Genomic DNA, 25490 nt, shown 5'->3' with positions numbered 1-25490 from the left:
ATGAGCGAGCATACAATCGGACTGAGCAGGCGAACATTCCTCACCGGCGCGGCCGCGCTCGGCGCCCTTTCCGTTCTGGCTCCGACGACCGCGTTCGCAGAGACGGCTGCTGAGAAGCAGGCCGAGGCCGATGCGGTGCGCAACCAGCTGATCGGCTTGCAGGCCGATCTCGAGGCTGCCGAAATCAGCTATTACTCCGCCCTCGACGAGCGCGATGCCGCGCAGAAGGCGATGGAGGATCAGCAGGCCAAAATCGACGACGCTAACAGCCAGATCAGCGATCTGCAGGACAAGCTGGGCACGCGTGCCCGCAACATGTACCGCAACGGATCCACGAGCTTCGTCGATTTCGTCCTGGGTGCCGCCTCGTTCGAAGAGTTCACCCAGAATTGGGATCTTCTCAACAAGATGAACGAGAACGACGCCGATATGGTCGACCAGACGAAGACCTTGCGCGAAGAGCTGCAGGCTGCCAAGGACGAATTCGCTCGCCAAGAGCAAATCGCCTCGGCCAAGGCTGCGGAAGCCAAACAGATCCAAAGCGATGTCCAGGCCAAGGTCGACCAGGCTACCGAGCTGGTCAGCTCCCTCGATGCCGAAGCGCAGGAGCTCCTTCAGCAGGAGCAGGCTGCGGCGGCGGCCGCTGCGGCGGCGGAGGCTGCGGCCGAGGCCGAGCGTCAGCGCCAGGCGGAGCAGGCGGTGAATCCCGGCGGCGGCGGTGGCGGCGCTAGCGGCGGTTCAGGTTCCGGCTCCGGCGGCGGAAGCGGTTCGTCCGGCGGCGGCGGTGGTGGCGGTTCTGTAGTGTATCCGTCCCGTCCGGTCGGTTCCTACGACTCGGTCGTGGGCTACGCTATGAGCCGTATCGGCTGCCCCTACATCTGGGGTGCCGAAGGCCCCGACTCCTTTGACTGCTCCGGCTTGGTCACGTGGGCGTACCGCCAGGTGGGCATGTATCTGCCGCACCAGAGCGAGGCGCAGTACGCGGCAGCCGCGCGCGTCGTATCGGTTTCCGAGGCGCGTCCGGGCGACGTGCTGTGGCGTTACGGTCACGTCGGTATCGCGGTGAGTGCAGGCGGCTCGCACTACGTGCACGCTCCCACCTTCAACGCGTACGTGCGCGACACCGATCCGCTGTCGTGGGCGCAGTTCACGAACGCGCTGCAGTTCTAAGGCTTCATACGATCACTAAGGGAGGGCTTCGGCCCTCCCTTCTTCTATACCACGGTGCCAACCGTTGGTTCCGCGCGAAAGGAGATCGACCATGCGCATATTCGTCGAGCTCGACAACGGGCTGCTGCCCGATCGCTTCGGCAAGCACGCCCCCGAAGCGTACCAGCTGGACGGGCATCCCGTCCGCTCGTTTCCCATAGAAATCGCCGACGTGCCCGAAGGCGCGCGCTCGCTTGCGCTCACGTTTCTCGACTACGACGCCGTCCCCGTAGGCGGCTTCTGCTGGATCCATTGGCTTGCGTGCGACATCGCGCCGGACACGACGCTCGTTCCCGAGAACGCCAGCGCCTCGGGCGAGCTGGCTTGCGTACAGGGCTCGAACAGCGATTGGTCGCCTCTGGCAGGCAGCCATACCGACCCGCGCATCATCCATCGTTACGCGGGCCCGTACCCGCCTGACAAGACGCACGACTACACGCTGACCGTGTACGCGCTCGATTGCGAGCTCGGTTTGTCCGAGGGCTACTTCCTCAACGAGTTCAGGCGCGCCGTTCGCGGGCATGTGCTGGACGAGGCTTCGCTCGAGCTGCCCAGCCGCGCATAGGGGAGGGCTCGTGGAAGCCGTTCGCATCGAGCATCCGCTCGAACCTATATATGCAGTCGATTCGCGCGTGCTCGTGCTGGGAACCATGCCTTCTCCGAAATCGCGCGAGATCGGATTCTACTACGGGCATCCGCAAAACCGGTTCTGGAAGGTGATGGGCGCGCTGTTCGACGAGCCCGAGCCGCTCGGCATCGAGGGACGCACGGCGTTTCTCTATGCGCACGGCATCGCTCTTTGGGACGTTCTGTCGTCCTGCGCTATCGTCGGAGCTTCGGATGCGAGCATCGTCGACCCCGTTGCGAACAATCTTTCGCGCATTGCCGAGGCGGCGCCGCTCGAAGCCGTGTTCACCACGGGCTCGAAGGCGACGGCGCTCTATCGCCGCTTCGGCGCGCCGCAACTTCCCGGCCTTGCGCACACGGGACTTCCTTCCACCAGTCCTGCGAACGCGCGCATGCGCCTCGACGATCTTGTGAAAGCGTATTTGCCGATTCGCGAAACTTTGGAACGCCGGGACGGCGGCGGGCGATGAGCTTCTGCGAGGTCGTCGCTCGATTCGCTGGGCGGAGAGGTCGAGAAAAGGAGGAATCGTGGAGACACGCCCGGGGGCGTGTAGACAGTTGACACGCCGATGTTCCTAGCGTATTATTCTCCTGCTCGCGCGTTCGGGTTCACCGAAAAGCGCGGCAGGCAGCTTGATAAATACACATGAATTAAGCAGCGAATTATGGGCGTGTGCCCGAGTGGCTAAAGGGGACGGGCTGTAAACCCGTTGGCTATGCCTACCTAGGTTCGAATCCTAGCGCGCCCACCATTTTTCGCCTGTGTAGCTCAGTCGGTAGAGCACTTCCTTGGTAAGGAAGAGGTCGTCGGTTCAAGTCCGATCGCAGGCTCCATTTTTTGCTACCTGGCGGTGTAGCTCAGTTGGTTAGAGCACACGGTTCATACCCGTGGCGTCACTGGTTCAAATCCAGTCACCGCTACCATTGTATTATTTCGCGTCCGCTTTGTCGGACGCGTCGTTATTTTGTTTTCGTTTCGCGAAAATATCCTATAAGGAGGATGAAACATGGCTAAGGAGAAGTTCGAGCGTTCCAAGCCGCATGTTAACATCGGTACCATCGGCCACGTCGACCACGGTAAGACGACCCTGACGGCCGCCATTTCCAAGACGCTGTCCGAGAACGACGGCTCGCACGGCTCCGCTCGTGCCGACTTCACGGCGTTCGAGAACATCGACAAGGCTCCCGAGGAGCGCGAGCGCGGTATCACGATCTCCATCGCTCACATCGAGTACGAGACGGATTCCCGCCACTACGCTCACGTCGACTGCCCCGGTCACGCTGACTACGTCAAGAACATGATCACGGGTGCTGCTCAGATGGACGGCGCCATCCTCGTTATCGCCGCCACCGACGGCCCGATGGCCCAGACCCGCGAGCACATCCTGCTCGCCCGTCAGGTCGGCGTGCCCTACATCGTGGTCTTCCTGAACAAGTGCGACATGGTCGACGACGAGGAGCTCCTCGAGCTCGTCGAGATGGAAGTTCGCGAGCTGCTCGACTCTTACGAGTTCCCGGGCGACGACACCCCGATCATCCGTGGCTCCGCTCTGAAGGCTCTCGAGGGCGACAAAGAGTGGCAGGAGAAGGTCTGGGAGCTCATGGACGCCGTCGACTCCTACATCCCGACGCCGGAGCGCATGGTCGACAAGCCGTTCCTGATGGCCGTCGAGGACACGATGACCATCACCGGCCGTGGCACCGTTGCCACCGGTCGTGTGGAGCGCGGTACGCTGCATGTCAACGACCCGCTGGAGATCGTCGGTATCAAGGAGACCCAGAACACGGTCTGCACCGGTATCGAGATGTTCCGCAAGCTGCTCGACGAGGCTCAGGCCGGCGACAACATCGGCTGCCTGCTCCGCGGTGTCAAGCGCGAGGAGATCGTTCGCGGCCAGGTTCTCTGCAAGCCCGGTAGCGTGACCCCGCACACCGAGTTCGAGGGTCAGGTCTACATCCTGACGAAGGAAGAGGGCGGCCGCCACACGCCGTTCTTCGACGGCTACCGTCCGCAGTTCTACTTCCGCACGACGGACGTGACGGGTGTTGCCCACCTTCCCGAGGGCACCGAGATGGTCATGCCGGGCGACAACGTGGAGATCAAGGGCGAGCTCATTCACCCGATCGCCATGGAAGAGGGCCTGCGCTTCGCTATCCGCGAGGGTGGCCGCACGGTCGGCTCCGGTCGCGTTACGAAGATCATCAAGTAACACCGTTTTAGCGTGATTCGGCGGGGCCCGCTCCAAGCGGGCCCCGCTCATGAAAATTCATGTGTATGAGATCCAAGCTCGTTTCAGTTGAGGCATAAAGGAGAATTCATGCGTACGTTGGTCACTTTGGCGTGCACGGAGTGCAAGCGCCGTAACTACACGACCAAGAAGAACAAGCAGAACAATCCTGATCGTATCGAGTTGAAGAAGTACTGCAAGTGGTGCAAGTGCCACACGGTGCATAAAGAGACCCGATAGCGCGTCAGAGGTTTGCACGAGCATAGGCCAGTAGCTCCAATTGGTAGAGCGGCGGTCTCCAAAACCGCATGTTGGGGGTTCGAGTCCCTCCTGGCCTGCCAGCTCGAGTATATGAGCAGCTTGCATCAGGTTGCTTGGATGAGCAGCTTGTGATCAGGCTGCTTGTTTGGCGTTTACACGGATACGAATCCCCGGTTAAGGAATCAGATGGCGAAGAAATCAAAGACACAGCGAGCGAAGGCATCTGCCGCACGCGCAGCCCGCAAGGAGCAGGCGCTGAAGGAAGAGGCCGCTGCCAAGGCGAACAAGAACGCCGAGGCCGATGCTGCTGCGACCGAGGCGCCTAAGAAGCGGTTCTTCAAGAAGGCCGAAAAAAGCGACGCGGCCGTGGACGGCGGCAAGCAGGCGAAGGCCTCTGCGAAAGCCGTCGAGAAGAAGGTCGAGAAGGCTCCTGAGAAGAAGCCTGCGAAGAAGCGTCGTTTCGGGTTTCTCAAGGACGTTCGCTCGGAGCTCAAGCGCGTCACGTGGCCGACCAAGCAGGACGTCCTGCGCTGGAGCGTCGTCGTGGTAGTCGCGCTCGTGTTCTTCGGCGTGTACGTTGCCGTGCTCGACAACGTCGTCATCACGCCGCTGCTGATTGCAATTTCCGGTTTGGGGGTCTAAGCGCATGGCGAAGAAGTGGTACGTCCTGCACACGTATTCAGGATACGAGAACAAGGTCAAGAAGAACCTCGAGACGCGCATCGAAACGATGGGTCTCGAGAACAACGTCTTCGGTATCGAGATCCCGACAGAGATGGTCACCGAGATCAAAGAGGGCGGCCGTCGCGTCGAGAGCGAGAAGAAGGTGTTCCCGGGCTACGTGCTCGTCCGCATGGAGCTGGACGATCGCAGCTGGGCTGCGGTTCGCAACACCCCGGGCGTGACGGGGTTCGTGGGTGCCGACGGCAACCCTGCGCCGCTCACGCGCGACGAGTACAACAAGATCATGAAGCGCACGAGCCGCGAGGCTCCGAAGAAGACTTCGTCGAGCCTGGAAGTGGGGCAGTCGGTGAAGGTGGTCTCGGGTCCGCTCGCCGAGTTCGACGGCGTGGTGTCCGAGGTGTCGCCCGATGCCGGCAAGGTGAAGGTCATGGTCTCCATCTTCGGCCGCGAGACTCCGGTCGAGCTTTCGTTCGATCAGGTGGCCAAGATTTAAAGGTGCGAACACAAGCGGCGTCGCGTGCCCGCGTGGACCGGGGCTTCTCATTCGACCTATGCCGCTTTGTTGATAGATTTGTCTAGATGATTTTACTCAGCTGAAAGGAAGCTCTCATGGCTGAAAAGAAGCAAACCGGCTTTATCAAGCTGCAAATCCCCGCGGGCGCCGCCAACCCGGCTCCTCCGGTCGGCCCGGCCCTCGGCGCCCAGGGCGTCAACATCATGCAGTTCTGCCAGGCGTTCAACGCCCAGACGCAGGACCAGTCCGGCACCATCATCCCGGTCGAGATCACGGTGTACGAGGACAAGTCGTTCACCTTCGTGTGCAAGACCCCGCCGGCGGCCGTCCTCATCAAGGAGAAGCTGAACATCAACAGCGGTTCCGGCCTGCCGCACGTGCAGCCCGTCGGCACGCTCACGGAGGATCAGCTCCGCGAGATCGCCGAGATCAAGATGCCCGACCTCAACGCCAATACCATCGAGGCCGCCATGGAGATCATCGCCGGCACGGCTCGCAGCATGGGCGTGCGCATCGAGGGTCGCGAGATGAAGATCAAGTACGTGCCCTCCAAGAAGGTCGCGGCCATGCTTCAGGGCAAGACGCTGGAAGACTAGCCTCCAGCTGCCCGACGTAGGGAATGACCGGCCGCCGGAAAGGCGGCCGTTGTTCGATAGAACGCAGTGGAAGGGCGCCGAGGGCGCTCGCTACTCACCACGAAAGGAAGAACCATGACGAAGCTTTCCAAGAACTATCGCGCCGCTCTCGAGAAGGTCGGCGAGGAGACCCGCGCCCCCCTCGAGGCCATGGCCCTCGTGAAGGAGGTCTCGTTCGCGAAGTTCGACGAGACGGTGGAGGCGGACTTCCGCCTGGGCATCGACACCCGTCAGGCCGATCAGCAGCTCCGCGGCACCGTGAGCCTGCCGAACGGCTCGGGCAAGACCGTCCGCGTGGCCGTGTTCGCCGAGGGCGAAGCCGCCCGTGCCGCCGAAGAGGCCGGTGCCGACATCGTGGGCACCGACGAGCTGACGCAGCAGATCCAGGCCGGCGAGTTCAACTTCGACGCCGCCGTGGCCACGCCCGATCAGATGGGCAAGGTCGGTCGCCTGGGCAAGATCCTCGGCCCCCGCGGCCTCATGCCGAACCCGAAGCTGGGCACCGTCACCAACGACGTGGCGAAGGCCATCAACGAGCTCAAGGGCGGCCGCGTGGAGTACCGCGCCGACCGTTACGGCATCGCGCACGTCATCCTCGGCAAGGTGAGCTTCACCGCCGAGCAGCTGGCCGAGAACTACGGCGCCGTGTACGACGAGATCCTCCGTATGAAGCCGGCCGCCGCGAAGGGCAAGTACGTGAAGTCCATCACGGTGTCCTCCACGATGAGCCCCGGCGTGAAGGTCGATCCGTCCGTGAACCGCAACTACACGGAGCCCGCCGCTGAATAAGCGCACGAGCACGAACCATGAAAAGGAGCCGAGAGGCTCCTTTTCTTTTGCATCATGAACGAACAAATGTTTCATGTGAAACACTCTGAGACGCCTATGCTCGACGGGGAGGAAGGCGATGCGGAGCCCTTCGCCCCCACGCTTCCTATAACGATCTCAATGTGATATCATATTCGTATCACCTCGCTGAGGTGGCGGGCGAGCGCATGGGGCGCGGAGCCTGAGAGAGAAAGGGATCATCATGTCCGTCGAGAAGACCGTTCATGCAAGGAGCGGCTGGCCGATGCTGGCGCTTCTGCTCGCCGTCGTCGCGCTGTGCGTCGCGTTGATCGTGACGGGGGCGACCATGGCTCCGCCCGATGATGCGCCTATCACGACCGCGACGCAAACGCTCGGCATTGCGCTGCTGGTGGCGGGCATCGTCGCCGTATGCGTGGCGCCCGTCCTGCTGCTGATGGGCTTCTTCACCATCCAGCCGAACCAGGCGCGCGTGCTCATCCTGTTCGGCGACTACAAGGGCACCGTGCGCGACGAAGGTTTCCACTGGGCCAACCCGTTCTACTCCCGCAACGCCGGCTCCACGGTCGACGTGGCCACGGGCAAGCCCATCGCGAAGTCCACGAAGGTCTCGCTGCGCGCCCGCACGTACAACGGCGAGCACCTCAAGGTGAACGACAAGTGCGGCAACCCCATCGAGATCGCCGACGTCATCGTGTGGCGCGTCGAGAACACGGCGAAAGCGCTGTTCGACGTGGACGACTACAACACCTACGTGCATACGCAAAGCGAGACGGCGCTGCGTCATGTGGCCACCACGTACGCCTATGACCAGATGCCCGGCGAGCCCGAAGACGAGATCACGCTGCGCAGCAACATCGAGGAGGTGTCCGAGGCGCTCAAGGAAGAGTTGGCGGTGCGCCTGGAGAAGGCCGGCGTGGTCATCGACGACGCGCGCCTCACGCACCTGGCGTACGCGCCGGAGATCGCCCAGGCGATGCTGCGCCGCCAGCAGGCCGAAGCCGTCATCGCCGCCCGCGAGAAGATCGTGCAGGGCGCGGTGAGCATGGTGGACATGGCGCTGGCCGAGCTGTCGGCGAAGAACGTGGTAGACTTGGACGACGAGCGCAAGGCCGCCATGGTGTCGAACCTCATGGTGGTGCTCTGCGGCGAGTCCGACGCGCAGCCCGTGCTGAACACGGGAACGCTGTACCAGTAGGAAGGAACGCTGCGGCGCGGCGCCACGCGCCGTGCCGCAGCTTCGGTGGCAAGCTATGGCGAAGCGAAAACAGTATCCCCTGCGCATCGATTCGGAGGTGTGGGCCGGCATCGAACGGTGGGCCGCCGACGATTTGCGCAGCGTGAACGCCCAGGTGGAGTTCATCCTGCGCCGGGCGCTCAAGGACGCGGGGCGCCTCAAGGACGAAGGCGGCCGGCAGCCCGGGCATCCGGGACGCACGGGAGACGAAGAAGCGCCCGCGGAGTGATTCCGCGGGCGCTTCCGTTCGTTCGGGCAGGAAAGGGGAGGGCGGTTATGCCAGCACCTCTTCGCGCTCGACGACTTCTTCCAGCTTCTCGCGCGCCGGAGCGCGGGAGGAGTCGTGCTCGGAGCCCTGCACGCGGCCGAGCTTCGTGTTGTCCTCCTTGCGGTTGCGCAGCGCGCGCACCGGGCTGGGCTGGTCCTCGATGCGGTAGTCCTCGCCGTCCTTCTTCTGCGCCTCGCGGATGACGCGGTGGCTGGGCACGTTCTGAATGCGGCCGTTCACCTGGTCGTTCCAGCCGAAGAAGCGGTAGTCGCCGGGCAGCTCGTCCAGTTCGACGAACTCCTCTTCCTTCGCGGTGAGGGTCGCCTGCTCGTCCAGCACCTCGCGCACGTAGTCCTTCGTGGGGTGGAAGTCCAGAAGCTCGGGGAACTCGCCGTCGGGGATGAGCGACTGCCATTCCATGTTCTCGTGCTTGTACAGCAGGTCGGCGGCCTTGTGCAGGTGCCCGACTTCCTGCTCGAAGTGCTGCTCCCAGATCTTCTTCACGTACGGGTCGACCTCGGTCTCGTAGAACGAATAGTACAGGTACGTCTCCATGTACTCGCGCAGAAGCAGGTTCTGCAGCCAGGTGGCCGAAGGGTCGAGCAGCGCGCCGTAGTGCGTGACGTGCTCTTCCTCGACCATGCCGATTTCCAGGTAGAGGTCGCGCGCGACGCCTTCGGGCTGCGTGTTGCCCAGGTTCATGTAGAAGTTCATGGTCTGCTGCTCGCCGGCCGTCAGGATGAGCGCGCCGAGGATCGTGCGGATGTCGGCGGTCTTGGCGTTGCGCGGGGCGCGGAACGAGTCGAACGGATGGCGATGGTGCGCGACGGTGGGACGGCCCGGCGTGATCTCGATGGTGTCGAGCACGAGCTCGTGAGCGGGCAGGTCCTCGTCGACCTTGAGCAGGTTCGCGTAGCGGTACAGGTGGTCGAAGTCCTCGAGCAGGGCGAAGTCCATGCAGGATTTCGCGTACGCGTCGGGCTCGTGCATGGCGAGCCAGGCCGTGAGGTCGACGGCCAGCTGCTCGTAGCCGATGGTGGTCTCAAGCGGTGTCTCGTCGGAGGGCGACAGCCAGTTCACGTGCTTCTGCTGACCGGCCTCGATGCGGCGCATGAGGGCGAGGTCGCGGCGCAGGTCGTTGTCCTCGCAGTTGCGGTTGAAGTTGTGGCCGAACATCACGGCCTCCACCTCGATACCGTTCATGAGGATGATGCGCGCCTTGGTGTACGGATCGGTTTCCAGCTTCTTGTAAGGGCGGGGCGAAAGATCCTTCCAGTCCAGCATCATGTCCTCAAGGGATTTCGTCGGTTTCTGGTCAAACGGGTTCATAGAGCCTCCTGTTCGTTTGCTGACGGTTGCCCTTGCCATGCTAGAGGCGGCGCTCGCGCGCGTTGCCGCCCGCCGCGGAGGCGTTTCGGGGTCGTGGGAGGGATGTAACGGCCTCGGAAGCCGGGGCGGCAGTGCTATACTGGGCGACGGCAAACAACGGCGTACAAGGCAAGGTGCGAACGCGTATGATCATCAGGAAGTCCCCGGCCGAGATCGAGGCCATGAAGGAAGCGGGCCGCGTGTCGGCCAAGGTGCTGCGCGAAGTAGGCGCGCAGGTGCGGCCTGGCGTGTCCACGCTCGAGCTGGACGAGCTGGCCGAGGCGCTCATCCGGGCGGAAGGCGGCGTGCCCGCGTTCAAGGGCTACGGCGGGTTCCCCGGCTCCATCTGCGCATCGGTGAACGAGCAGATCGTGCACGGCATCCCTTCGCGCAGCGTGGTGCTCAAGGAGGGCGACATCATCTCCATCGACACGGGCGCCATCGTGGACGGCTGGGTGGGCGACAACGCGTGGACGTACGCGGTGGGGAAGATCTCGCCGGAGAAGAAGCGCCTGCTGGACGTGACCGAGCGGTGCATGTGGGCCGGGCTCGACGCCGCGCGACCGGGCAACCGGCTGGGCGACATCGGCCACGCCGTGCAGAGCGTGGCCGAGGAAGCGGGCTACGGCGTGGTGCGCGAGTACGTGGGGCACGGCATCGGGCGCGACATGCACGAGGATCCCAACGTGCCGAATTTCGGCCGCAAGCACACCGGCGTGAAGCTGGAGGCGGGCATGGTGCTGGCCATCGAGCCGATGATCAACCTGGGCACGTACAAGACGCGCCAGATGCCCGACGGGTGGCTCGTGTGCACGCGCGACGGCCTGCCGTCGGCGCACTTCGAGAAGACGGTGGCCATCACCGAGGACGGCCCCGTGATCCTGACCACCGAAGAGGGGCATAGGCGACCGGTGTAGGGCGCTAGCCTGCGAGGGCGCCGCGTCCGAACGAGAGCACCACCCCGATGGCGATGATGGTTTCGATCGAGCCGATCACCAGGAAGAGGATGCGTGCGCTGCGAGGGCTGTCGACGCCGTGGATGGTTCCCTTGGCGAAGAGTGCAGGCGCTTTCCAAGAGACGAGCATGAGAGCAAGGTTGGGAAGACCCAGGATGGCCGCTATGTGCAGCGTCTCGTACTTGGAGCCGTACCGGTCGATCACGCCGTGTACGCCGGCATGCAGCGCGATGGTGTCAGGCAGCGATCCGAGCGCTGCCGCCGCAGCGGCGAGCGGCGCGATGCAAAGCGCGATCCAAACCGCCCACTCCCAGGCTTTCATCTTCATCGGCGCGCCGCCTTTCCGCGTGATTCGTTACTTCAGCTGCTTGCCGTCGGTGTCCCAGTAGAAGCGCTTGAACTTGGGGATCTGGTTCACGTGCATCACCTTCGCCCAGACGTTGTGCATGAACGAGTCGGGCGCGTAGTGCAACGGGTAGGGCTCGGGGGTGCGGCGCAGCGTCTCGAGGGCCTGCTGCAGGCGCGCGCGGTTCTCCATGCTGCGATCCAGCACGTAGCGCGGCACGCAGCTGTAGACGAACGGATCGTACGCCTCCCGGTAGTCGATGGTCTCGCCCAGCAGGAACTCGCGCACGATGAGCTCGACGAAGTTCTGGCCGCCCAGGCTCATGTAGTACGTGTTGCGGCCGCAGCGCGTGTTCACCTCGAAGAAGCGGAACGAGCCGTCGCGCTCGTCCAGCTTGATGTCGAAGTTCGCGAAGCCGCGGTAGCCCGTGCGCTTGAGGAAGCGCTTGGCGCACGCGATGATCTCGGGCTCTCGCTCGCCCATGATGCACAGCGGGTTGCCGAGTGCTGTGGGGTCGTGGTCCTGCAGGCATACGACGCCGCCCGACACCACGCGCACCTCGCCCGAGGCGTCCGAGAATGTGGTGAGCGTGCGGATGGCGTCGTCGCCGCCGGGGATGAAGTCCTGCAGCACCAGCTCGTTGTCGTAATCGGAGGTGCGGATGTCGCGCCACACCTGAGCCAGCTCCTCGGCGCTTTCGATCTCGTAGATCTTGCGCTTGCGGGGGATGTCGGCGTCTTGGAACTGCGCCGAGTTCGACGGCTTCGCGATCAGCGGGTAGGGGAAGTCCTGCACCGGCAGCTCGGCTGGGCCGCTCTCGCCGCAGTCGAAGTACCAGGTGCGGGGGTAGGGGATGTCCAGTTCGTCGCACAGCTCGTAGAAGCGGCGCTTCTGCGTGATGTCGTCGAGCAGGTCGAAGTCGATGTAGGGAACCGTGTAGCCGGCCGCTTCCAAGCGCGGCTTTCCCGACGACAGCATGCGCGCGTGGCAGTCGTCGCAGCCCAGCACCAGCAGCACGCGGTCGGGGTCCTCGGCGCGCACTTGGGCGGCCACGCGCTCGAGCGCGTCGTAGAGGCCTTCCGGCTCGTGGATGAGCGGCTCCAGGCGGTAGTCGGTGAAGCGGCTCGACGACAGCATCTTGATGTCCTGCGTGGCCAGCACGATGGTGCGCTCGACGCCGTAGGCGCGGTGCAGCTCGCGGACGTAGCTGTAGGCCAGGATGTCGCCGCCTACGACGACGGGCTGCAATCGGCGCGCGACGTCGGCGGTAGATGCGATGCGGGGTGAAGCGGGCATGTCGGGTTCTCCTTATGTACGGTATACCGCAGCATTATCCCATAGCTCGCTTTCGGCGTGGCGCGGGAAGCGAATCTCCGTGAAGAGCCGAGAAACGCGGGGCGGCGATCCGTTGGCCGCGGGCTGGGGGCTGCGTCTGGATATGGGGTTTCCATCGCCGCCCTTGGGGATTGCGCGGCGGTGGCGTATCATACCGAAGGATATGAACGCACCCGCCGCGCGAGAAGCGCAGGCGCGCACGCAGGAGGAGCCGATCATATGTGCGGATTCGTGGGATTCACCGCGGTCGATTACGATACCGATACCAACAAGGCCGTTGTCAAGGACATGGCCGATCGCATCGCCCATCGCGGGCCCGACGACGAGGGCTTCTTCGTGGACGACGACATCGCCATGGGCTTCCGCCGCTTGAGCATCATCGACCTCGAGGGCTCGCGCCAGCCCATGCAGAACGCCGACGGCACGGTGACCGTCACGTTCAACGGCGAGATCTACAACTTCCAGGAGCTGCGCGCCGAGCTTGAGGCGCTGGGCTACGAGTTCGTCACGAACGGCGACACCGAGACCATCGTCCACGGCTACGAGGCGTGGGGCACCGACGTGTTCGAGAAGCTGCGCGGCATGTTCGCCATCGCCATCTGGGACGCGCCGAAGAAGCGCCTCGTGTGCGCGCGCGACCTGTTCGGCATCAAGCCGTTCTACTACCAGCACGACGGCAACCGTCTGATCTACGGCAGCGAGATCAAGGCGTTTCTGGCGCACCCGGCGTTCAAGAAGGAACTCAACCGCGAGATGCTGCCGCAGTACCTGTGCTTCGAGTACATGAACGACTCGCAGACCATGTTTAAGGACGTGCACAAGCTGTTGCCCGGCCACTTCATGGTGTTCGAGGGCGGCAAGCTGAACGTCGAGTGCTACTACCATATCACGTACAAGATCGACGAGTCGAAGGGTCTGGACGAGTGGGCCGACGAGATCAACCGCGTGTTCGACGAGTCGGTGGCGGCGCATGAGATCGCCGACGTGGAGATCGGCAGCTTCCTGTCGGGCGGCATCGACAGCTCGCTGGCCGCGTACTGCATGGGCCAGCACGCGCCCGACATCAAGACGTTCTCGGTGGGCTACGATATCGGCTGCGAGGACAAGCTGGCCGAGATCAACGCGCTGCCCGACTTCGACATCAAGCTGAACGAGCTGGACGACGCCACCGCCTTCGCCGAGTGGGCGAAGCTGCCGAACTGGCAGGTAAAGGTAGACGCGCAGGAGTTCCTTGACATCGTGCCCACCGAGCAGTACCACATGGACGAGCCGCTGGGCGCACCCAGCGCCATCCCGCTGTTCTTCGTCAGCAAGCTGGCGCGCGAACAGGTGAAGGTGGTGCAGTCGGGCGAGGGCGCCGACGAGCTGTTCGGCGGCTACTGGATCTACCACGACCAGTTCGAGTTCGACAAGTACTTCAAGGTGCCGCGCCCTTTGCGCGCCGCCGCGGGCGCGGTGGCCGAGAAGCTGCCGTCCTTCCACGGGCGCCGCTTCGCCATGCGCGGCTCGGGTGGGCCGGAGAAGAGCTACCAGCGCGCGAGCATGAACTACATGTGGGACGAGATCCCCAACGTGCTGAAAGACTACGACGGCCCCTGCAAGCCGTGGGAGTGGTGCAAGCCGCACTTCGACGAGGCCGCGAAGCAGAACCTGGACATCATCACGCAGACGCAGTACGTGGACATGGTCAGCTACATGCCGTTCGACATCTGCCTGAAGGCCGACAAGATGTCCATGTCGCAGTCGCTTGAGCTGCGCGTGCCGTTCTTGGACAAGAAGGTGCTCGACGTGGCGCTGCAGCTGCCCACGGCATGTCGCGTGGACGACGACCACGCGAAGTACGCGCTGCGCGTGGCCGCCAGCAAGCTGGGCTTCCAGAAGAAGGTGGCGAACATGCCAAAGCAGCCGTTCATCACGCCTTTGACCGTGTGGCTGCAGACCGACCTGTACTACGACCGCATCAAGCAAGCGTTCACGGGCGAGGCCGCGCACGAGTTCTTCAACGTGGACTACCTCGTGCAGATGCTCGACGACCACAAGTCGGCCGACTTCAGCACGGTCGAGGGTCGCGGCAAGCTCAAGATGATGCGCATCTGGAACATCTACTGCTTCCTGTGCTGGTACGAGGTGTTCTTCGGGAAATCGAGCGAGCAGCTGAAGCCGAAGACGCAGGTGGCGTAAAGCGACTGTGTTGGAGTGTGCGCGCCCGGCCGACCAGCCGGGCGCGTTGCGTTTCGGGGGAGGGCCGTCCGGCGCGCGCGAGGAAGATCGGTGTCCTGAGCGGGGTGCGTTCGAAATTTTGGCAAGATCACGTCCATATGCGAGCCTTTGCGCGCCTTCGGTCGGCCATGTCCGCCGGTGCGATTGTGAAACCGCAGGTCGGACGACTTCCGGACTGCTATATTCTTGAGTGAGGATAGCCATATCGGCCTGATCATACCAGGATTCCGCGGCGGCCATGTGCGCGCTGCTTGCCGTATCGGGCGGCTTGTCATCGGCCGAATTTGCACAAAAAGCGTCGACGTTCGATGTTGTGAACGCTCGCGCTTCTTCTTGCCCGCTTGTTCGTCGGCGTTTTCCCTGCACGTTGATTGCGGGGGAGGCTTTGGCTGGGGCGATGGTCGAGCAAAGCATCCAACGTCGGCGATTTTTGTTCAGGAGACGCCCTTTTCGTTGCAGTCATGATGACGGCAGGGCCTTCTTTGCGAAAAGCGGCGGCGGAGGATGCTGCAAATTCGACTGAGTGCGAATCAAAGGCGAACATGATCGATGCGGGAGGTTCGCACCCGATGCGGGATCGATTCGATCGTCGAGGTTGAGACAGTGCGGTTGGCTGCTTGCACGGAATGCAGGATATTGTGCTCGATTCCTTCTCTATGCCATGATCGTTGCGGTCGCATCCTCATGCAGGGCGCGGGGATTGAAATTCGATTGGCTCAAGGCGGCAGACCCGAAGCTTGAAGTCGCACCCCCATGCAGGGCGCGTGGATCGAAGTCTCTACGGGATCGAGCCGGTCAAGGCGTCCGGCGGTCGCACCCTCATGCAGGGCGCGTGGATTGAAATTGGTATCGAAGTCACTGCGCCACAGCCATGCCGACGGTCGCACCCTCATGAAAGGTGCGGGGATTGAAATCGGTTTCGGGCCACTCCGCTCCGCCCCTTCCGCTCTTCGTGTGCAGCAAAAACGAGGTTTTGGCAGTCTTGACCGCTTGGGACGACGTGTTTTCGAGGTCGGGTGCCGTGTTTCCGGGGCGCGGTCGAGTGTCATCTGGGGTTTTGCCGCGGTGCCGTCTCGGGTGCGAGGACTCCTCGTGCCAAAACCTCGTTTTTGCTGCACATCGCCTTGTGAAAACGTGCGGCGGGGCATTTTTCAGGCAGCTGTGGGGGCGGGTTGGGCGCGAAACGGCTCCCATGACAATCGCAAGGCGGCTTCGACCTGCTTTGACGCGCCTTATCGCCTCATGCGGTCGTATGATCCCAGGTGACGAAATCCACGTGCGACCGTCGATACCCGACTCGACCGCCGAAACTGTCATAGGAGCCGTTTCGCGTCCAACCCGCCAACCGCCCGCCAACCCGCCAACCCGTCGACGCAGCGCCTCCCCGCCATCCCTCGCGCAGCTGCGACAGCGCTCCCTTGCGACAACGAGAAGTTGCCGGGCCGTCAATGCATGCATGACGGGGGAGGCGACCGCCCCATGATACGCTTGCAGCGTTGAAACACGTGTTGAACGAAACATCGCCTCGAGGGACATCAGCGACGATGCCTGGGCCTTGCACGGCTTTGGCACCGCATACATTCGAGTGACCGGAGGGATCACGTGGATACGTCTGCAACAACCAATCATGGGGAATCGAACAACGCGAACGGCGGCTTCTCGCGCAGGACGTTCGTCAAGGGCGGCTTGGCCGCCGGCGTCGCTGCGCTGGGCGGAATGGCGCTGACGGGATGCGCCGCAGCACCGGCTTCATCGAAGCAGGCGGCTGCCGCCGACGCCGCCGCTCCGACCGACGAGATCACCGCGCGCCTGGTGGAGCGCGTGCACGACGCCAACCTGCCCGACGCGGCGCCCATCCTGCCGGTGGAGCCGCCGGCGTCGTGGGACGACGAGGCCGACGTGGTCATCGTCGGTGTGGGCGGCGGCGGTATCGTGGCCACGGCGTTTCTCGCCCAGCAGGGGCTCAAGGTCATCGGCATCGAGAAAGAGGGCCAGGTGGGCGGTGCGAGCCGCCATGCCTGCACGTTCGCCAACGTGTTCGGCGGCTCGAAGGACCAGAACGCGCTGGAGTTCAGCGTGCCCACGTTCCCGCCCGACGTGAAGGCGTTCACCCGCATGTACGAGGAGCAGAACGCCTACTCCATCGACGAGAAGTTCCTCATGAACCAGCTGCTCATGTCCGGTCCCGCGTGCGACTGGATCATGGAGCAAGACGGCATGAACATGGAATGCTTCGGGCCCATCTGGCACGACGCCGACGTCCACGCCGGCAAGCAGAGCGTGGTGCTGGGCATGAACAACCCCACGAACGCCATGGAAGCCGTTGCGCTGGCAGCGGGCGCCGACATCCGCCTGTCCACGAAGTGCGAGAAGCTCGTGGCTGACGGCGGTCGCGTGGTGGGCGTCGTGGCCAAGGGGCCGGATGGCAAGGAGCGCTACGTCAAGGCCGAGAAGGGCGTCATCCTGTGCGCGGGCGGCTTCGGCATGAACCGCGACCTGATCCGCGCCTACCTGCCGAGCGCCTACGAGGGCACCGTGCAAGGCGGTCCCATGCCGTCGCATACGGGCGAAGCCTTCCGCATGGGTCTGGGCATGGGCGCCGACTTCTCCGGCTTCGATTCGTGGAGCTGTTGGGAAGGCGCCATCGACGAGGAGACGGCCGGCGGCGACGGCCAGTTCTGGCACTATTTCTGGCACGGCGAGCGCCAGCTGTTCCACAACCCGTGGCTCATCATCGACAAGCGGGGCAACCGCCAGCCGTACTTCGCAGCCACGCAGGAGCTGTTCGCGAACCCGGGCGGGCAGATGGGCGACCTGAGCAACTGCGCGGCCTGGATGTCGGCGGTGGGACATCATGTGTACTCCATCTGCGACTCCGACTTCCCGACCACCGTGTTCGAGAAGAACGTGCTCACCGACGAGGGCACCGACCGCAACCGCATTCCCATCACCGACCCGAGCACGCTGATCGACACGAAGGGCCTCGTGTCGGCAGACTGGCTGGCCGAGGTCGACGAGGCGGTGGAGCGCGGCGCCGTGAAGAAGGCCGACACCATCGAGGAGCTGGCCGATATGCTGCTGCTCGACCGCGACGTGCTGGTGCGCGCGGTGAAAGAGTACAACGAGCTGTGCGAGAAGGGCGTGGATGACGAGATGTCCACGCCGTACGACCCCTCGTGGCTGCATCCCGTGGTGAAGCCGCCGTTCTACGGGGCCATCATCGGCAGCCAGATGGCGAAGACGATGTGCGGCCTGCGCACCGACGAGCATCTGCAGGTCATGCGCGAGGACGGCTCGCTCATCGAGGGTTTGTACGCCAACGCCACCACGGCGGGCGGCCTGTCGGGCGAGGCGAACTACGGCTGCTTCTGGAACTCGACGGTGTTCGGCGGGGTGGGCACCAGTTGGATCACCGGGTGGATCGCGGCGAAGTCGCTGTTGGACGCCCAGTAGGGTTGCGTCGGCGCGTCGGATCGGCTTCCGGCGCGCCGCGCTCAGCGCCGCATGCCGTTGCGGATGAAGCCGACCAGCTTGAGCGCCAGCGGCTTCGCAAGCGTCTCGCGATAGGCGAGGCACAGGGGCAGCTCGATCCGGTCGCTCGGATGGAACGGCAGGAAGACCGACTGCGGGTAGGCCTTCTCCATGCGCGGATCGAAAGGCTGCAGATGCACCCCGCCTCCGCTGCAGAACGCGTCGATGGCCTCGTCGTTCAACGGCACTTCGCGAAAGCTCGGATCGAAGCCGTGCTCGTGGCAGGCGGTAATGAAGGCGTTGGTGAACAGATCGAAGTCGAAGGGGCTTCTGATGGGAACCCCTTCGAGGTCGGCGATGCGGACGGACGCCCGCCTGCCGAAGGGGTTGGACCTCAGCGTGATCACGCGCGTCTCCACGGGGCCGAGCGGCACGAGCCTGATGCCGGGGCGCTTGTAGGTTCCGTGCACGAAGCCGAGGTCGATGGCTTCTTCCTCCAGGGCGTTCAGGATGGCGGTATCGGACATCTTGAACGTGGAGACGGAGCACCCAGGCGTGCGGTAGACGAACTCGTCGATGTGCGCCACCGCTTCGTGACCCTTGTTGAAAAATAGGTAATCGAGCGGGAACGACTTGAACGCGATGGCCAGCGATTCCGTCTGCCGCGCGCCCGCGCCCTGCGCTTGCACGTACAAGTCGATCTCGTCCAGCTCGCGCAGCACCGCTTCGGCGTGAACGAGGATCTCGCGGCCGTTTTCGGTAAGGCGCATCCCGTCGTCGCGGTCGAACAGCTCGAACCCCGTCTCGTGCTCGAGCGAGCGGATGGCCTTGGAGACGGCCTGCTTGGAGACGTACAACTCCTCGGCGGCCTTCGCCGCGCTTCCGCAATGCGCCACGGCTGACAGGTATCTCAACTGATGAAGCTCCACGCAGCACCTCCCCTGTGCTCGCTTGCGCCCGCGCAGGCGCTATCCGCGTCCCAGCTTGCCCTTCACCTTGCCCACGATGGAGCCGACGAAGGCGGCTTCGGGCACGCGCAGCTTGATGGACAGGCCGAACGTCACCACAAGCGCCACGATGCCACCGGCCAGCACGTAGGCGAGGGCCTGCGGGATGGAACCGGACAGCGGCGCGACGAACATCTGCAGCGCGAACAGCACGCCGCCGCCCGCAGCGGCGCCCAGGCCGCCGAACAGAAGGCCGCGCGCGCACGCTTTCGCCACCGACCGCAGGCCGAACGGCCCGAGACGACGGCGCAGGTAGGCGAACAGGCATACGTCGGCAACAACGTAGAAGAGCACCTCGGCTACCGCGATGATCTCGATGGGGAAGCGCTCCACGTTGGCCGCGCCGAACATCGTGAGCGCGATCTGCGCCGCGCCGGCCACGAAGTTGAACGCCGCGAACACGCCCATCTTCCGCAAGCTGGAGAAGATCTTCTGCAAGTACGTGTTCACGCCGTACACGGGCAGGGCGAAGGCCAACACGGTCATGTACGTGGCGATGGAGTTGACGTTGTCCATGGTGAACGCGCCTGCATGGTACAGGGTGACCAGCGGCAGCGCGAACACCATAAGGTACAGCGCGAAGGGGATCATGAAGAACAGGATCTGGTTCGTGCCGCCGATGATGCCGCGCTTCACGCCTTCGGTATCGCCTTCGGCCTGCATGTCGGCGAGTTCGGTGAACATGGCGGTGGTGATGGGCACCGCGAGGAACGCGTAGGGGAGCGTGAACCATTGGCGTGCGTACAACAGGATGGACGGGCCGTTGTCGGAGAACCCGTAAGCCGCCGCCGTCTGCACTGAAACCACGATGGTGGAGCACAGCATGACGAACAGCGCGGGGATGCCCAGCCCCAGCGTCTCGCGTAGCGCGGGGTCTCGGAAATCAACGCGGGGCCGTATGCGGATGCCGTTCTTCTTGAGCGCCGGCAGCTGGATGGCCAGCTGCACGAACACGCCCAGCGGGTTGCCGATGGCGATGATATACAGTGCCATCTCCTGGTTCTGCGGCGCCACGACGGCGTACAGGATGAACGTGGCGATGACGATGACGTTGTTCGCCACGGGCGCGATGGACGACCACAGATAGTCGCGATTCGCGTTGAGCAGGCCCGACACGATAGCGCACGCTCCGTAGAACACGATCTGAATGGCGAAAAACTGGAAGAAGAACACCGACTGGGCCATCTCGGTTTGATCGGAGTAGAAGCTTTGCGTGTAGATGGCCACCGACGGGAACGCGATGCACAGCGCGGAGATGATGCCGAGGAACAGCACCACGAGCGTGAGCAGGTTCGACGCGTACTGGTTGCCGGCCTGCTGCCCCAGCTTCTTCTTCACCGACAGGTACACGGGCAGAAACGCCGTCACGAGGATGCCGCCCACCACCATCTCGTACAGCATGTTCGGCAGCCCGTTCGCCACCTGGTACGAGCTGGACAGCAGCGTCGATCCCAGCGCGAACGCCATGATCCACGTGCGAGCGAAGCCGGTGATGCGCGAGATCATCACGCACACGCTGATGAGCGCTGCCGACGACCCGACAGCGGCGGCGGTGTCTTCCGGCTCGTGCTCTGGCTGTGGGGCGCGGGCCAGCGTGCGATCGGCGCCCGCGTGCTTGCTGATGATGGGAAGCTCCGAGGTCGATCCGGGAAACGCCGCCCGCTCGGCGCGCGAGCTGGGCGCCGAGCGGCGGGCGGCTTCGCGCGGATCGGGGGTCGAGGGCTCGAAGGGGTCTCGAGGCGGCGTAGTGCGGTCGTGGCCGGCGTGGCGGCCGCCGATGCGGATCTCCGAGGTTTCTCCGGGAGCGGCCGCGCGCAGACGCGCTTTCGCGCTCGTCGGATCGAGGCGAGGCTGCGGTTTGGGAACGACCTGCTGGGCCACGGCCGCCGCGATGACGGTGCGGTCGAGCCCGGCGTGGCGGCCGCCCACCCTGATCTCCGACGTCGAACCGGGGTCGGCAGCGCGCACGTGCGTGCGCTGGGGGCGTCGAGGCGCTTCGGCGGGCTGCTCGAGTGCCGGTTCGGCAACGCGCGTGTGTTGAGCTCGTGCGAGCTTGTCGGACATGGACGAACGCTTCCTCATGCTTCGGATATAATGACCCCATCATAGCAAACCCGGAAAGAAGACCCTCATGCGCATCCTCATCGTACGCAATAATTCCAACTCGCAAGCCGTGGACGCATCGCTGCTGCTCGCAACGTATTTGGCCACGCAGGGCCTGGACTACACGCTGGTCGATTCGTCCGATCTGTCGTGCCGCTGCGACCATGAGGAGCTGAACGGAGCGCTGGCGTCGGGCGTCGAGATGGCGGTTGTGCTGGGAGGCGACGGCACCATCCTGCGCACGGCTCGCCAGATCGGGACCTCGGGCGTGCCCATTCTCGGCATCAATTTCGGACGGCTGGGCTTTCTGGCGAACACGGGCGATGAGGGCGTGATCGCCGTGGTCGCGTCGGCGCTGGCGGGCGACGTGGTGGCCGAGCAGCGCACGAACCTGCGCATCGACGTGGTGTGCGAGGGCGAGCCCGACCCGTGGGGCGACGACGATGAGGCGGCGGCGCACGACGTGGACGATCCGGCGCGCACGTTCTTCGCGCTCAACGAGCTGGCCGTGACGCGCGGCGCCAACGGGCGCATCATCGACTTCTCGCTGGGCATCTCGGGCGCGCACATCGCCGACATGCGCGGCGACGGGCTGGTGGTGGCAACGGCCACCGGATCGACGGCTTACGCGCTGTCGGCGGGCGGGCCGCTGGTGGCTCCCGGCTTCAACGGCCTGGTGGCCGTGCCGCTGGCGCCGCACACCCTGCATTCGCGCGCTATCGTGACGGCGGCCAACGACGTGGTGGAGATGGACCTGTCGCTCAACCGCGATCCCCGTGAGGCCGCGCTGTTCGCAGACGGCGAGCTGCTTTCGTTCGACGCGCCGGTGAAGCGCGTCTACGTCAGCCGCGGAGCCGTTCCCACCACGCTGCTGCGCTACCGGCATGACGGATTCTACGAGCACGCCGCCAAGGTGTTCTTCTAAGAGGTTGGCAATGCCCCTGCGGCAGTCGAAACCCATCATCGCCCGAAAAACACGCTCCAGCGGCTGAGGCGTGTTTTTCGGGCGATGATGCGTTGCGGCCCGGGAGGGAGGAGGGCGCCTACAGCCAAAGACGGTAGGCGGTACTGCTTGAGAAATCGACCATCTGGATGCAGAAGTCGGAGGGATCGAGCTCGTCGAACGAGTTTTGGTCTTTCAAGGCGTTCTTGTTGACTTTGAACGGCAGGATCAGCGTCTGTGACTCTCCTGGCTCGATTCGGAGCAATTCGTCACGGTTGTAGTTTTCGTTCGCGAACACGAATGCGTCGTCAAGCACCACTCCGGCCCCTAAGCTGTCGTCTATATAGTCGAGGTTTTCGCTCCATAGCGTAACATGCTCAAGGGGCAGCTTGTACCATTGCTGTATAAGGTTGTCGGAGGCGTTGGTTATGGTTACGGTGACCGCTATAAGCTCGCTGTCGTCGTATACCGGGCGGTACGTCCCTGCGTATTCGGGATACCATTCAGCGAAGCCCTTGGTCGTGATGGTTTTGATTTCGGACACGGATAGGTCGATGTCGGGGCATTCGTACTCCCATTCGCCGTTCTCTTTGTAGAAGTCTACCAATTCGGAAGGGGTGCGTTCCACCTCGTCCGGATGCCTGACGTAACGTTGGCCTTGCGTGATGTTCCTTAGCTTCATCGTTGATCCCGGATCGAAATCGACGATCTTAGATAACCCGTATCCGGTTTCAGAATAGAGCCCGTCGCCGATGCGGGGCTCGGGCTCGCGGGGATCCCCTGGGATGTAGCGTCCCACGAACCAGCCCATCACGAGGGCTACGACGATCAAGCAGACGGTTCCTGCGGCTATGCGGACGGTTCGCGTGTTCTTCATGACGGCCTCCTCCGGTCGGCGGCGATCGGGTCGGTTCCCGATTCGATTCGAGCCGAACCTACCATTGCGCAAGGCGAAGCTGCAACGGTGATTTAATTCACCCCTGCTTTGATCTGGGTCTCATGCTATTGTAGGATCCAAGTTGGGGACGGCGGAACGCGCATGGCTTCGAGAAGGATATCGGTATGACGGACATAATAGCAACGGCGGTGATCCTTGTCTGCGTCGGCGCGACGTTTTGCGCCACGTGCTATGCCATCGCGCGTTTCGCGTACTTCGATCGGCGTGCGCGAGCGGATTTGCTCCTCGCGTTCTACTGCGTTGTCGTGTTCGCCGGTGCGGTGGTCGGGTGCCTCGCGTTCACCGACGCGTACGGAAACGTCGCGTCTGCCGTTTTCGCAGCCCTTCTGTGCGGATGCTCGGCAGCGGTAGGCGCGCTTCTGCGGAAAACGTGGGCTCAGACTGATGAGCTGGAGCGGCGGCGCGTTGAGGATTTGCGGGGGCTCGTCGATCGCTACCGCACGGAGGAGGGCTCGATCGAGTCGCGGTGCGCGCATGCGGCGCGGACGTTCGATCTGACGCGGCGCGAGGAGGAGGTTCTGGCGCTGCTGCTCAAGGGCTGCACCCGTTCCGAGATCGCGCGAGAGCTGTTCGTATCGGGCGATACGGTGAAGACTCACATCCGCAATCTGTACCGCAAAACGGGCGTAACGGGAAAGGACGAGCTCGTTCAGGCGATAGGGGGAAGGGGCCTTGTTTAGGGCTTCCTCGCTCTTGGCATCTCATTGCAGAATAATGCATACCGCCTGATCGTATAGGCTGAATCGTCATCGTTTGAATAATTTTTTAGTGGCTCCAAATATTCCTTCAAACGCCATTGACTTGCCATCGCCCGTGGCGTATCTTAGCTAACTAAGTTTTCGTGTTTACGACAGGGGGACTGTCGAATAAGGGGTACAGTACGTATGAGCGAGCAAGACACGACGAGCACGCAGAGCCTTCCAGTAGATGATGCCAAACCAAATGCCACTCAACGCCAGACGGGCGGCGACAACGCTGCCGGCGATGTCGCGCAGGGCAATGGTTTCGGCGCGACTTCTGATCCGGCATCTGTCGACAACGCTTCCGATGCCGGGGCTTCAAACGCTTCGCATCCCATTTCCAACATAGCTGCCGACGCCGCCAAGAATACCGGCAAGATCCTCGGCATGTCCAAGCATGTATTCGCCGCGCTGGTGGCCGTTGTCGCCGTGGGCGCTGCCGTAGGGGTTGGCGTCGTGCTGACGCAGCAGCCTGCGCTGGAAGACTGGTACGACTCGAACGCCGCGCAAGGCCAGTTCGAGGGCAAGTCGAAGGAAGAGATCCAGGCGGCGCTTAACGAGGAAGTGGCGAAGGGCATGATGAACATCTCCATCGCGGCCTCCATCACGTTCCCCGACGGCGCATCCGAGGGGGAGGCGCGCATCGAGAACATCGCGGCGAACCAGATGGACCAGAAAGTGGTCATCACGCTGAAAGATTCGGGCGAGACGGTGTACGAGTCGGCTGCCATAGCGCCCGACCAGCATATTCAAACGATCAAGCTGACGAAGGATCTTGATCCCGGACAGTACGCCGCCGTGGCCACGTTCACCGGCTACGATCGCGAGACGCACAAGCAGACCGGCCAGGCGGCCGCTGAAATTGTTTTGAACGTCGAAGGCTAAGGGGCCTTCTGCGAAGAGGATACGTAGAGCACATCTGGCAACGTAAGGGCACATCGGGAAAGGGAAAGATCATGAGTAAGATGACGAATTTGAAAAAGGGCGTCGTAGGCGTTTGCGCAGCAACGATGCTGACAGGGCTATGCGCGGTTCCTGCGTTCGCAGAGAATGCAGTTAGCGCGACCAATGGAGGCGCTCTCTCTAATGATGGAAAGGGGACGACACAGGTCAGCATTCAAAGTCAAAATGATCAGATTTCCGCCACTGTTCCTTCTGAGATCAAGTTGGTTGTTAGCTCTGATAAGAGTTTTGTTGCACCGACGACCGCGAAAATCATCAATACGGGAACTTTGGTTTCCGTTAAGGTATCTAGCGTGCAGGTTACTACTACCGGTGGTTCGCTTGTAACTGAAGCTGCTATTTCGACCGCTGCTGAAGATGCTGCCGTTTTGAAGGTTTCCAAAGGTGGATCGAGTTTTGTAGATGCGGGATCGATTGATCTTTCCACGGCGACAACGGATCCCCTCTCTTTGACTGATTGGACGATTGAGCCCGGTGCTGATCTGGCTGTGCATTTTGGAGGAAAGGTAAATAAACTCTCCTCGCTTAACGCGATATCGCTTGCGAACGTTGTTTGGACGATCGCTTAAAGTTCCAAGCTCTTACTCGAGAGGACGCGGTTTCTCGTATG

The 25490-nt window shown here is 63.2% G+C and carries 24 protein-coding genes and 4 tRNA genes; 22 read left to right on the top strand and 6 right to left on the bottom strand.

Features of this window, described 5'->3' with window-relative positions; genetic code table 11:
• From ELEN_RS10735 to ELEN_RS10665, 15 genes are all read left to right on the top strand, one after another.
• On the top strand, window positions 1-1170 hold the full coding sequence (locus ELEN_RS10735) for a coiled-coil domain-containing protein (RefSeq protein WP_009607879.1): 1170 nt from the start codon (window positions 1-3) through the stop codon (window positions 1168-1170).
• 91 nt (window positions 1171-1261) lie between these two features.
• Entirely contained in the window at window positions 1262-1774 is a 513-nt protein-coding gene (locus ELEN_RS10730) for a YbhB/YbcL family Raf kinase inhibitor-like protein (protein ID WP_009306299.1), read from the top strand.
• A 10-nt stretch (window positions 1775-1784) separates the two neighbouring features.
• Complete coding sequence (locus ELEN_RS10725; protein ID WP_015760975.1) at window positions 1785-2306, top strand: DNA-deoxyinosine glycosylase; 522 nt, start codon at window positions 1785-1787, stop codon at window positions 2304-2306.
• Window positions 2307-2503: 197 nt separating this feature from the next.
• Window positions 2504-2588 (top strand) — tRNA-Tyr (locus ELEN_RS10720).
• Between the two features lie 6 nt (window positions 2589-2594).
• Window positions 2595-2670 (top strand) — tRNA-Thr (locus ELEN_RS10715).
• A 13-nt stretch (window positions 2671-2683) separates the two neighbouring features.
• Window positions 2684-2760: transfer RNA gene (locus ELEN_RS10710), tRNA-Met, on the top strand.
• 83 nt (window positions 2761-2843) lie between these two features.
• The gene (tuf, locus tag ELEN_RS10705) at window positions 2844-4046 is read left to right on the top strand and encodes an elongation factor Tu (protein ID WP_009306296.1); all 1203 of its coding nucleotides are present in this window, start codon (window positions 2844-2846) and stop codon (window positions 4044-4046) included.
• A gap of 108 nt (window positions 4047-4154) precedes the next feature.
• On the top strand, window positions 4155-4304 hold the full coding sequence (rpmG, locus tag ELEN_RS10700; RefSeq protein WP_009306293.1) for a 50S ribosomal protein L33: 150 nt from the start codon (window positions 4155-4157) through the stop codon (window positions 4302-4304).
• Window positions 4305-4328: 24 nt separating this feature from the next.
• A tRNA-Trp gene (locus ELEN_RS10695) sits at window positions 4329-4405 on the top strand.
• Window positions 4406-4511: 106 nt separating this feature from the next.
• Window positions 4512-4967, top strand: a complete 456-nt coding sequence (gene secE, locus ELEN_RS10690) for a preprotein translocase subunit SecE (RefSeq protein ID WP_009306292.1) — start codon at window positions 4512-4514, stop codon at window positions 4965-4967.
• Between the two features lie 4 nt (window positions 4968-4971).
• Window positions 4972-5502 carry a transcription termination/antitermination protein NusG gene (gene nusG / locus ELEN_RS10685; protein WP_009306289.1) on the top strand — a complete coding sequence of 177 codons (531 nt, stop codon included), beginning with the start codon at window positions 4972-4974 and terminating at the stop codon, window positions 5500-5502.
• 116 nt (window positions 5503-5618) lie between these two features.
• Entirely contained in the window at window positions 5619-6119 is a 501-nt protein-coding gene (rplK, locus tag ELEN_RS10680) for a 50S ribosomal protein L11 (protein WP_009306288.1), read from the top strand.
• A gap of 114 nt (window positions 6120-6233) precedes the next feature.
• Window positions 6234-6947, top strand: a complete 714-nt coding sequence (gene rplA / locus ELEN_RS10675; RefSeq protein ID WP_009306286.1) for a 50S ribosomal protein L1 — start codon at window positions 6234-6236, stop codon at window positions 6945-6947.
• A gap of 241 nt (window positions 6948-7188) precedes the next feature.
• Window positions 7189-8163 (top strand): SPFH domain-containing protein, encoded by a 975-nt coding sequence (locus ELEN_RS10670; protein WP_009306284.1) that lies wholly within the window; start codon window positions 7189-7191, stop codon window positions 8161-8163.
• Window positions 8164-8218: 55 nt separating this feature from the next.
• Window positions 8219-8431, top strand: coding sequence for a type II toxin-antitoxin system antitoxin (locus ELEN_RS10665; RefSeq protein ID WP_009306281.1), 213 nt, complete (start codon window positions 8219-8221; stop codon window positions 8429-8431).
• Window positions 8432-8476: 45 nt separating this feature from the next.
• Here ELEN_RS10665 and ELEN_RS10660 read toward each other — a convergent pair whose 3' ends face one another.
• The gene (locus tag ELEN_RS10660) at window positions 8477-9799 is read right to left on the bottom strand and encodes a hypothetical protein (protein WP_015760974.1); all 1323 of its coding nucleotides are present in this window, start codon (window positions 9797-9799) and stop codon (window positions 8477-8479) included.
• A gap of 185 nt (window positions 9800-9984) precedes the next feature.
• Here ELEN_RS10660 and map point away from each other — a divergent pair, with 185 nt between their 5' ends.
• On the top strand, window positions 9985-10755 hold the full coding sequence (map, locus tag ELEN_RS10655; protein WP_009306278.1) for a type I methionyl aminopeptidase: 771 nt from the start codon (window positions 9985-9987) through the stop codon (window positions 10753-10755).
• Window positions 10756-10759: 4 nt separating this feature from the next.
• Here the strand turns inward: map and ELEN_RS10650 are convergent, their stop codons facing one another.
• The gene (locus ELEN_RS10650) at window positions 10760-11122 is read right to left on the bottom strand and encodes a DUF1648 domain-containing protein (RefSeq protein WP_009306277.1); all 363 of its coding nucleotides are present in this window, start codon (window positions 11120-11122) and stop codon (window positions 10760-10762) included.
• Window positions 11123-11149: 27 nt separating this feature from the next.
• Window positions 11150-12436, bottom strand: coding sequence for a carboxylate--amine ligase (locus ELEN_RS10645; RefSeq protein WP_009306276.1), 1287 nt, complete (start codon window positions 12434-12436; stop codon window positions 11150-11152).
• A 258-nt stretch (window positions 12437-12694) separates the two neighbouring features.
• Between ELEN_RS10645 and asnB the strand changes: the two genes are divergently transcribed.
• Both asnB and ELEN_RS10635 read left to right on the top strand, forming a co-directional pair.
• Window positions 12695-14656, top strand: coding sequence for an asparagine synthase (glutamine-hydrolyzing) (gene asnB / locus ELEN_RS10640; RefSeq protein WP_009306275.1), 1962 nt, complete (start codon window positions 12695-12697; stop codon window positions 14654-14656).
• A gap of 1641 nt (window positions 14657-16297) precedes the next feature.
• A complete protein-coding gene (locus ELEN_RS10635; RefSeq protein WP_009306274.1) occupies window positions 16298-18148 on the top strand; it encodes an FAD-binding protein in 1851 nt (616 codons plus the stop codon).
• Window positions 18149-18189: 41 nt separating this feature from the next.
• Here ELEN_RS10635 and ELEN_RS10630 read toward each other — a convergent pair whose 3' ends face one another.
• Both ELEN_RS10630 and murJ read right to left on the bottom strand, forming a co-directional pair.
• Window positions 18190-19095, bottom strand: coding sequence for a LysR family transcriptional regulator (locus ELEN_RS10630; protein WP_015760972.1), 906 nt, complete (start codon window positions 19093-19095; stop codon window positions 18190-18192).
• Between the two features lie 39 nt (window positions 19096-19134).
• Window positions 19135-21237 (bottom strand): murein biosynthesis integral membrane protein MurJ, encoded by a 2103-nt coding sequence (gene murJ, locus ELEN_RS10625; RefSeq protein ID WP_015760971.1) that lies wholly within the window; start codon window positions 21235-21237, stop codon window positions 19135-19137.
• 67 nt (window positions 21238-21304) lie between these two features.
• On the opposite strand from murJ, the gene ELEN_RS10620 reads away from it, so the two are divergent.
• Window positions 21305-22201, top strand: a complete 897-nt coding sequence (locus tag ELEN_RS10620; RefSeq protein ID WP_015760970.1) for an NAD(+)/NADH kinase — start codon at window positions 21305-21307, stop codon at window positions 22199-22201.
• A gap of 118 nt (window positions 22202-22319) precedes the next feature.
• On the opposite strand, the gene ELEN_RS10615 is transcribed toward ELEN_RS10620, so the two are convergent.
• A complete protein-coding gene (locus ELEN_RS10615; RefSeq protein WP_015760969.1) occupies window positions 22320-23096 on the bottom strand; it encodes a hypothetical protein in 777 nt (258 codons plus the stop codon).
• Window positions 23097-23281: 185 nt separating this feature from the next.
• On the opposite strand from ELEN_RS10615, the gene ELEN_RS16535 reads away from it, so the two are divergent.
• The 3 genes from ELEN_RS16535 (at window position 23282) to ELEN_RS16205 (ending at window position 25449) form a co-directional block, all read left to right on the top strand.
• Window positions 23282-23857: a helix-turn-helix transcriptional regulator gene (locus ELEN_RS16535; RefSeq protein WP_015760968.1), complete on the top strand. Its 576-nt coding sequence runs from the start codon at window positions 23282-23284 to the stop codon at window positions 23855-23857.
• Between the two features lie 204 nt (window positions 23858-24061).
• Window positions 24062-24802 (top strand): hypothetical protein, encoded by a 741-nt coding sequence (locus tag ELEN_RS10605; protein ID WP_015760967.1) that lies wholly within the window; start codon window positions 24062-24064, stop codon window positions 24800-24802.
• Window positions 24803-24873: 71 nt separating this feature from the next.
• The gene (locus ELEN_RS16205) at window positions 24874-25449 is read left to right on the top strand and encodes a hypothetical protein (protein ID WP_015760966.1); all 576 of its coding nucleotides are present in this window, start codon (window positions 24874-24876) and stop codon (window positions 25447-25449) included.
• The last annotated feature ends 41 nt before the right edge of the window (window positions 25450-25490 follow it).

The sequence above is a fragment of the Eggerthella lenta DSM 2243 genome (assembly GCF_000024265.1).
GTDB lineage: Bacteria > Actinomycetota > Coriobacteriia > Coriobacteriales > Eggerthellaceae > Eggerthella > Eggerthella lenta.
The sequence above is the reverse complement of the archived record's forward strand: the minus strand, read 5'-3'. Positions and strand labels throughout refer to the sequence as shown.

Bases quoted from the DNA above. Each gene is read 5' to 3' on its own strand.
- rpmG (WP_009306293.1), top strand. From the start codon at position 4,155: ATGCGTACGTTGGTCACTTTGGCGTGCACGGAGTGCAAGCGCCGTAAC.
- ELEN_RS10665 (WP_009306281.1), top strand. From the start codon at position 8,219: ATGGCGAAGCGAAAACAGTATCCCCTGCGCATCGATTCGGAGGTGTGG.
- ELEN_RS10620 (WP_015760970.1), top strand. From the start codon at position 21,305: ATGCGCATCCTCATCGTACGCAATAATTCCAACTCGCAAGCCGTGGAC.
- rplA (WP_009306286.1), top strand. From the start codon at position 6,234: ATGACGAAGCTTTCCAAGAACTATCGCGCCGCTCTCGAGAAGGTCGGC.
- ELEN_RS16205 (WP_015760966.1), top strand. From the start codon at position 24,874: ATGAGTAAGATGACGAATTTGAAAAAGGGCGTCGTAGGCGTTTGCGCA.
- ELEN_RS10615 (WP_015760969.1), bottom strand. From the start codon at position 23,096: ATGAAGAACACGCGAACCGTCCGCATAGCCGCAGGAACCGTCTGCTTG.
- map (WP_009306278.1), top strand. From the start codon at position 9,985: ATGATCATCAGGAAGTCCCCGGCCGAGATCGAGGCCATGAAGGAAGCG.
- ELEN_RS10735 (WP_009607879.1), top strand. From the start codon at position 1: ATGAGCGAGCATACAATCGGACTGAGCAGGCGAACATTCCTCACCGGC.
- ELEN_RS10605 (WP_015760967.1), top strand. From the start codon at position 24,062: ATGAGCGAGCAAGACACGACGAGCACGCAGAGCCTTCCAGTAGATGAT.
- ELEN_RS16535 (WP_015760968.1), top strand. From the start codon at position 23,282: ATGACGGACATAATAGCAACGGCGGTGATCCTTGTCTGCGTCGGCGCG.
- ELEN_RS10670 (WP_009306284.1), top strand. From the start codon at position 7,189: ATGTCCGTCGAGAAGACCGTTCATGCAAGGAGCGGCTGGCCGATGCTG.
- nusG (WP_009306289.1), top strand. From the start codon at position 4,972: ATGGCGAAGAAGTGGTACGTCCTGCACACGTATTCAGGATACGAGAAC.
- ELEN_RS10650 (WP_009306277.1), bottom strand. From the start codon at position 11,122: ATGAAGATGAAAGCCTGGGAGTGGGCGGTTTGGATCGCGCTTTGCATC.
- secE (WP_009306292.1), top strand. From the start codon at position 4,512: ATGGCGAAGAAATCAAAGACACAGCGAGCGAAGGCATCTGCCGCACGC.
- tuf (WP_009306296.1), top strand. From the start codon at position 2,844: ATGGCTAAGGAGAAGTTCGAGCGTTCCAAGCCGCATGTTAACATCGGT.
- rplK (WP_009306288.1), top strand. From the start codon at position 5,619: ATGGCTGAAAAGAAGCAAACCGGCTTTATCAAGCTGCAAATCCCCGCG.
- murJ (WP_015760971.1), bottom strand. From the start codon at position 21,237: ATGTCCGACAAGCTCGCACGAGCTCAACACACGCGCGTTGCCGAACCG.
- ELEN_RS10660 (WP_015760974.1), bottom strand. From the start codon at position 9,799: ATGAACCCGTTTGACCAGAAACCGACGAAATCCCTTGAGGACATGATG.
- asnB (WP_009306275.1), top strand. From the start codon at position 12,695: ATGTGCGGATTCGTGGGATTCACCGCGGTCGATTACGATACCGATACC.
- ELEN_RS10730 (WP_009306299.1), top strand. From the start codon at position 1,262: ATGCGCATATTCGTCGAGCTCGACAACGGGCTGCTGCCCGATCGCTTC.
- ELEN_RS10645 (WP_009306276.1), bottom strand. From the start codon at position 12,436: ATGCCCGCTTCACCCCGCATCGCATCTACCGCCGACGTCGCGCGCCGA.